Source organism: Brevinematia bacterium (genome assembly GCA_039630355.1).
Taxonomy (GTDB): Bacteria; Spirochaetota; Brevinematia; order DTOW01; family DTOW01; genus SKYB106.
In genome coordinates this window covers 1-4,802 of the sequence record JBCNVF010000120.1, presented here as the reverse complement: position 1 = coordinate 4,802, position 4,802 = coordinate 1, and the positions used below count along the sequence as shown (strand labels likewise).

6 protein-coding genes are annotated in these 4,802 nt (G+C 36.9%); 4 read left to right on the top strand and 2 right to left on the bottom strand.

The window, feature by feature from the left end; translation table 11 throughout:
* Positions 1 to 1,135, top strand: a 1,135-nt coding sequence (locus ABDH28_07685) for a hypothetical protein (protein MEN2998895.1), incomplete at its 5' end; no start/stop codon positions are given.
* On the opposite strand, the gene ABDH28_07680 is transcribed toward ABDH28_07685, so the two are convergent.
* On the bottom strand, positions 1,132 to 1,572 hold the full coding sequence (locus ABDH28_07680; protein ID MEN2998894.1) for a ribonuclease H-like YkuK family protein: 441 nt from the start codon (positions 1,570 to 1,572) through the stop codon (positions 1,132 to 1,134). The genes ABDH28_07685 and ABDH28_07680 overlap by 4 nt on opposite strands.
* A gap of 210 nt (positions 1,573 to 1,782) precedes the next feature.
* Here ABDH28_07680 and ABDH28_07675 point away from each other — a divergent pair, with 210 nt between their 5' ends.
* The 3 genes from ABDH28_07675 to rsfS all read left to right on the top strand — a co-directional run bounded on the left by ABDH28_07675 (position 1,783) and on the right by rsfS (position 4,218).
* Positions 1,783 to 2,739: a flagellar filament outer layer protein FlaA gene (locus ABDH28_07675; GenBank protein ID MEN2998893.1), complete on the top strand. Its 957-nt coding sequence runs from the start codon at positions 1,783 to 1,785 to the stop codon at positions 2,737 to 2,739.
* A 5-nt stretch (positions 2,740 to 2,744) separates the two neighbouring features.
* A complete protein-coding gene (gene galT, locus ABDH28_07670) occupies positions 2,745 to 3,743 on the top strand; it encodes a galactose-1-phosphate uridylyltransferase (GenBank protein MEN2998892.1) in 999 nt (332 codons plus the stop codon).
* A 130-nt stretch (positions 3,744 to 3,873) separates the two neighbouring features.
* Positions 3,874 to 4,218: a ribosome silencing factor gene (gene rsfS / locus ABDH28_07665; protein MEN2998891.1), complete on the top strand. Its 345-nt coding sequence runs from the start codon at positions 3,874 to 3,876 to the stop codon at positions 4,216 to 4,218.
* Between the two features lies 1 nt (position 4,219).
* On the opposite strand, the gene miaA is transcribed toward rsfS, so the two are convergent.
* Positions 4,220 to 4,802 (bottom strand): tRNA (adenosine(37)-N6)-dimethylallyltransferase MiaA (gene miaA / locus ABDH28_07660; GenBank protein ID MEN2998890.1); only part of this gene is annotated, 583 nt, incomplete at its 5' end.

The window sequence follows — 4,802 nt, the reverse complement described above, 5'->3', positions numbered from 1 at the left end:
AGAGGTAAGGTATGACTTTGATTCCTTTTTCTCAAGTCCAAGACAGCTAGCACTTGGAGATACTAGGTTACTTTATCCACACGATGAAATTCTGTTTTTATACAACCCTGCTATTCTATCATATACTAAGGAGAAGCATTTCTTCATAACGAAGATCTCTCTTTACAGTGGTGCCAGTGCTGGATATCTCTACAACGCATTAAACTTATCCTCTTACAACCTAAGCCCTACTGAATGGATAGGATTTGACTGGCAATCCCTAACCAACGAACTTCTTAGGGATCCTTATGGTATTATACTCAATGCTAATCCTGAGACTGGAATTTTTGGACCATTATGCTTGGGATATATGGGCAATGGTATTGGAATCCTATTATACAACAATTTTTTTTCAAAAATAGATATCAGGCAAGCTCCTGGGTTACCTTATGTTGAGCTTAAGTCTTTTGCAGAGATAGGAATAAGCCTCGGATTCAGCACTTATTTTGAAATATTGAAGTTTCATACTCTACACACGGGCATTTCTCTTTCCTACTCAAAGAGATACAAGTCTCCATTTTTCTATGGTGCTAGTGTCTTAGAGGTTGCGAAGTATTATGAAAACACAGCAAATCAGATTTATGAGTATGATGTTGGTGATTCCGTATGGGGCAACATTGGAATTGTGTTAGACGACGGAGGTCATTTTAAGTATTCACTCACCATAAACAACTTCTTCGGTAGGAGCTTTTACTGGACAAGGATTGTTTACCAAAACAACCAAGAGACTTTAAAAAGACAAAACTATGTAAGTTATATACCCCCTTCTATCGCTATTGGAACAATCTTTCATGTAGAGAAAATACCATACATTCCTACCTTTCTTTTGTCAGATTTCATAATTGAGCTTAATCTCGTTAACTTGCTAAAACTTGATGAATTCTGGTTCAAGAAAGTTAAAATAGGTTCGGAAATTTCAATTCTGAAGATCTTGAAAGTAAGAGGAGGTCTAAACCAAGGCTATCCCACTCTTGGACTAGGCATAGACATAGATATTCTAGTCATAGATGTAGCAGTATCTCAATATGAAGGAGGAGTTTTACCTGGACAACAGCCTATTCAGAATATCTCGTTGTCCGTTGAAATGAAAATTTAATATTTTTTACAGACATGATCTGCAACACAATATGCAGCAAAAGACTGAGGTTTAAAAACAGGTTTAAACCCTTGAGCTGAAACATATCCAAATGCTTCCTTTATAAGATTACTAGAAATGTAGGAGGAGGAGGTATTTATATCAAGGTGAATCTCTATCATTCTGTCAGGAACCAAAGGACAGAGAAGCAACCCTATTTCTACCGCTTTTTGAACTTCTGTCATTATCCTCTGCCTTATGGAACTTATTCTAGGTGTCTTTTCTACCTTAACAAACACATTCGCACCTCTTGATCTATCATGGTGTATAACAACAACCGTTGCGAAAATACAATGATCTTTTCTCTGCGAAGAATCACACCCGATGTATATTCCAGTCTGGAGTGAGGAAGAATTTATGATCCTTACTACCTCATATACATCAAACTTCCGAAACATTTACTCAATTATCAAGCAAATCTTCCCCAGTTTCAAACTTCTTACAAAGATGCAATAAAGTCTAAAACTTAAAAAGTATAAAACCAACAGAGAATAAGCTCAAAGACACTATACAAAACTCACTCAATCAACTTTTAAATATTCAAACCTTCTGATCTAAAACTAACAACTTTTTTTCAAAAACCGATAAAAATACAAGAGAGGTTGGCTATGAAAAAGATGATACTTTCTATAGTTATTTCGGTTTTGTGCACATCTTACTTGAGTGCAGTGATAAAAGAGACTCTGATTGATTTTTCTAAATCCGATGAACTCTTCAGAAAATTTATGCCAGAACCAAAGGAAACTTTTGATACCAACGAAAACGGAGTGTATAAAGTTTACGTAAGTGCTCAGGAGTATTTCATAGAAAACTGGAGAGTAGAACTAAACAGTTCTGCTAAGCATATGTCAATAGCGAACATGGTGAATAGTTACCCCAAGAGGGTAGAAAGTAAAACCTATGGTAGTGTTCTAGGAATAAGAGCTAGGTTTCCACAGGGAACAATGCCAGCGTATGCTATAATAAAGCCCAACTTTCCTATTCCAGTGTTTGACGAGAACGGCAAGTTTATAAACGTTGGCAACGGTGTAGCAATAAACGTAAATGAGATAAAATCCATATCCATCAGAGTAGCAGGTAGAAACTACTTGTATCACATAGGAATAAGACTTATGGACAGAGACTTCAATGTAAAAGAATACTTTTTTGGAGATCTGTTTTTCCAAGGATGGAAGACACTTGTATGGTATAATCCTAACTTTATTGATGATGAAAGGCTGAAGATACTGAGAAGAGACTCTCTCTACCCTAAACCTATACCGTTTTATAGGCTAGATTCAATAGTTATTTACAAACCTCCGCAAGCCAATGGAGGAGACTTTATAACCTACATTCAAGGTATTGAGATAGAATACACTCCATTTCTTATAGAGCCAGCTGACGAGATTGATGATGAAAGTGTATGGCAAATCTTGGCAAAAGAAACGATAAGGAGGAAGAATATAGAACAAGCTAGGATGACAGACTTTTTTGAGCTACTGTTAAGAGAACGGAAGAGAATAAAGGCTATGTATAACGAACTTCTTGAAGAGACAAGACAACAACATCAACAACAGGGGAGATAGAGAGTATGTCCGAGCTTAGGCAAAACATTGTATACAAGGAGTGGGTGATAATAGCAAAGGAAAGAGCAAAAAGACCTCATGACTTCATAGATGATAGTCCAAAGTTGGTATCAGATAAGGAATACGATGAAAATTGTCCTTTTTGTCCTGGTAATGAAAGTAAATTCCCTCACAGGGAGGTTGATAGGGTTGTTGAAGGTGGCAAGTGGATATTGAAATCTGTTTTCAACAAATTTCCTGCATTAAACGATGAAACACAGTTTGAGTGGATTGAGAAAGATATATTCAGAACAATTTCTGGATACGGAATTCATGAAGTGATTATAGAATCCCCTATTCACAACACAACTCCTGCACTTATGAGTGAAAGTGATGTTGAGAAGATATTAAGGTTTTACAAACAGAGGGAAGGTGAGATTATGAAGAAAGAGAACATAGAGTATGTTGTTATTTTTCGCAACCACGGATATAAAGCTGGAGCTTCGTTAGTGCATCCTCATTCTCAAATCCTCGCCCTACCTATAATACCAAGAGACGTGAAACAAAGGGTAGAAGAAGCATTCAAGTATTATAGCGATCACGGAAAATGTGTATTCTGTAGAGTAATAGAAGAAGAGATGAAAACTAGGGAAAGAGTAGTAATTGAAAGTGAATACTTCATCTCTGTGGTATTATACGCTGCGTCATCCCCATTTCATTCATGGATACTCCCGAAAAGACATTCCTCAAGATTCTCAGACATAACCGAGGAGGAAATAAGAGATCTAGGAAAACACTTGAAAACATTTCTACTCAAACTCTATAAAGGCCTAAACAACCCTGACTACAACTACATAGTGCGAACCTCACCCGTGTCCTATGGCCGAAACAAATACTTCCACTGGTATATAACCATAGTCCCCAGACTCACAAGATCCGCAGGGTTTGAGCTAGGTTCTGGAATGTTCATAAACCCCTCTATTCCTGAGGAAGATGCTAGATTTCTAAGAGAGCTTGAAGTTTAATCTATATCTATTAAGGCAATTCGTACAAAAGTCCAATCCAATTGCAACAAAGCACCTGACCACATCTTTAGCCTTTTAAACTCTCCCTTCTCTATTGATACCACTGTGCAAATTGAGTAGATTTATACTAATGGTCAAAAAGAGGAAAGTTGCAACTAAGAGATTCATTGACTCCTTATGTAATGTCCTTTCTTCAAAAAAGGCTGAGGACATAAAGATTATTAACACTACCAAAAAGACCTCAGAGTTTGACTATATGGTGATAGTCACAGCCAATGGCAAGTATCATATTGAAGCAATAGCCGATGAAGTAGAGAAATTCATTGAAAACAACAATATCACAGTTCTTGGAAAAGACGTAAACCCGGAGACAGGATGGATAGTCTTTGATTTAGTGCATACGGTTATACATATAATGAGTCCGGAAGTTAGGGAATACTACTCCTTAGAAAGGATATGGGAAACACCTAAGTGATCTATACTTTAAGATGAAATCTTCTCAAGATCATACTGACAGCTCTGTTAAGATCATCCACAGAAAGGGAGTTTAATTCCAAAATCTCGTCAATTTCGGTATTCCTAAAGAGGGTAATCTGCCTTTTAGCAAGATTTCTAGTGTTCTTTTTTATCAATTCTACCATTTTTTCATAACTAACTTTACCATCTAGGTATTCGCAAACTTCTCTGTAGCCTATTGAAGAAAGCGGGTATATATTCCTGCCATACCTGCTAGTGATCCATCTAACTTCTTCAACCAACCCTCTCTTTAGCATCTTGTCAACTCTTTCATTTATAGCAGAATAAAGCTCTCTTCTATTGGGAAGAACTAGAAAGGAGAAAATCTTAAACGGGGAAGGTTTTGTGTTTTCTTCCTGTAACTTGGAGAAAGGTTTACCAGTTACTTCGTAAACCTCCAGCGCCCTTATTATCCTTTTCAGATCATTCCTACTTATCTTACGAGAATACTCAGGATCTATCCTTGCTAAACTAAGGTATAGAAACTCTTTCCCTTTCTCTTGAGCAACTTTGTAGAGCTTCTCTCTTATTTCCAAGTTAGCT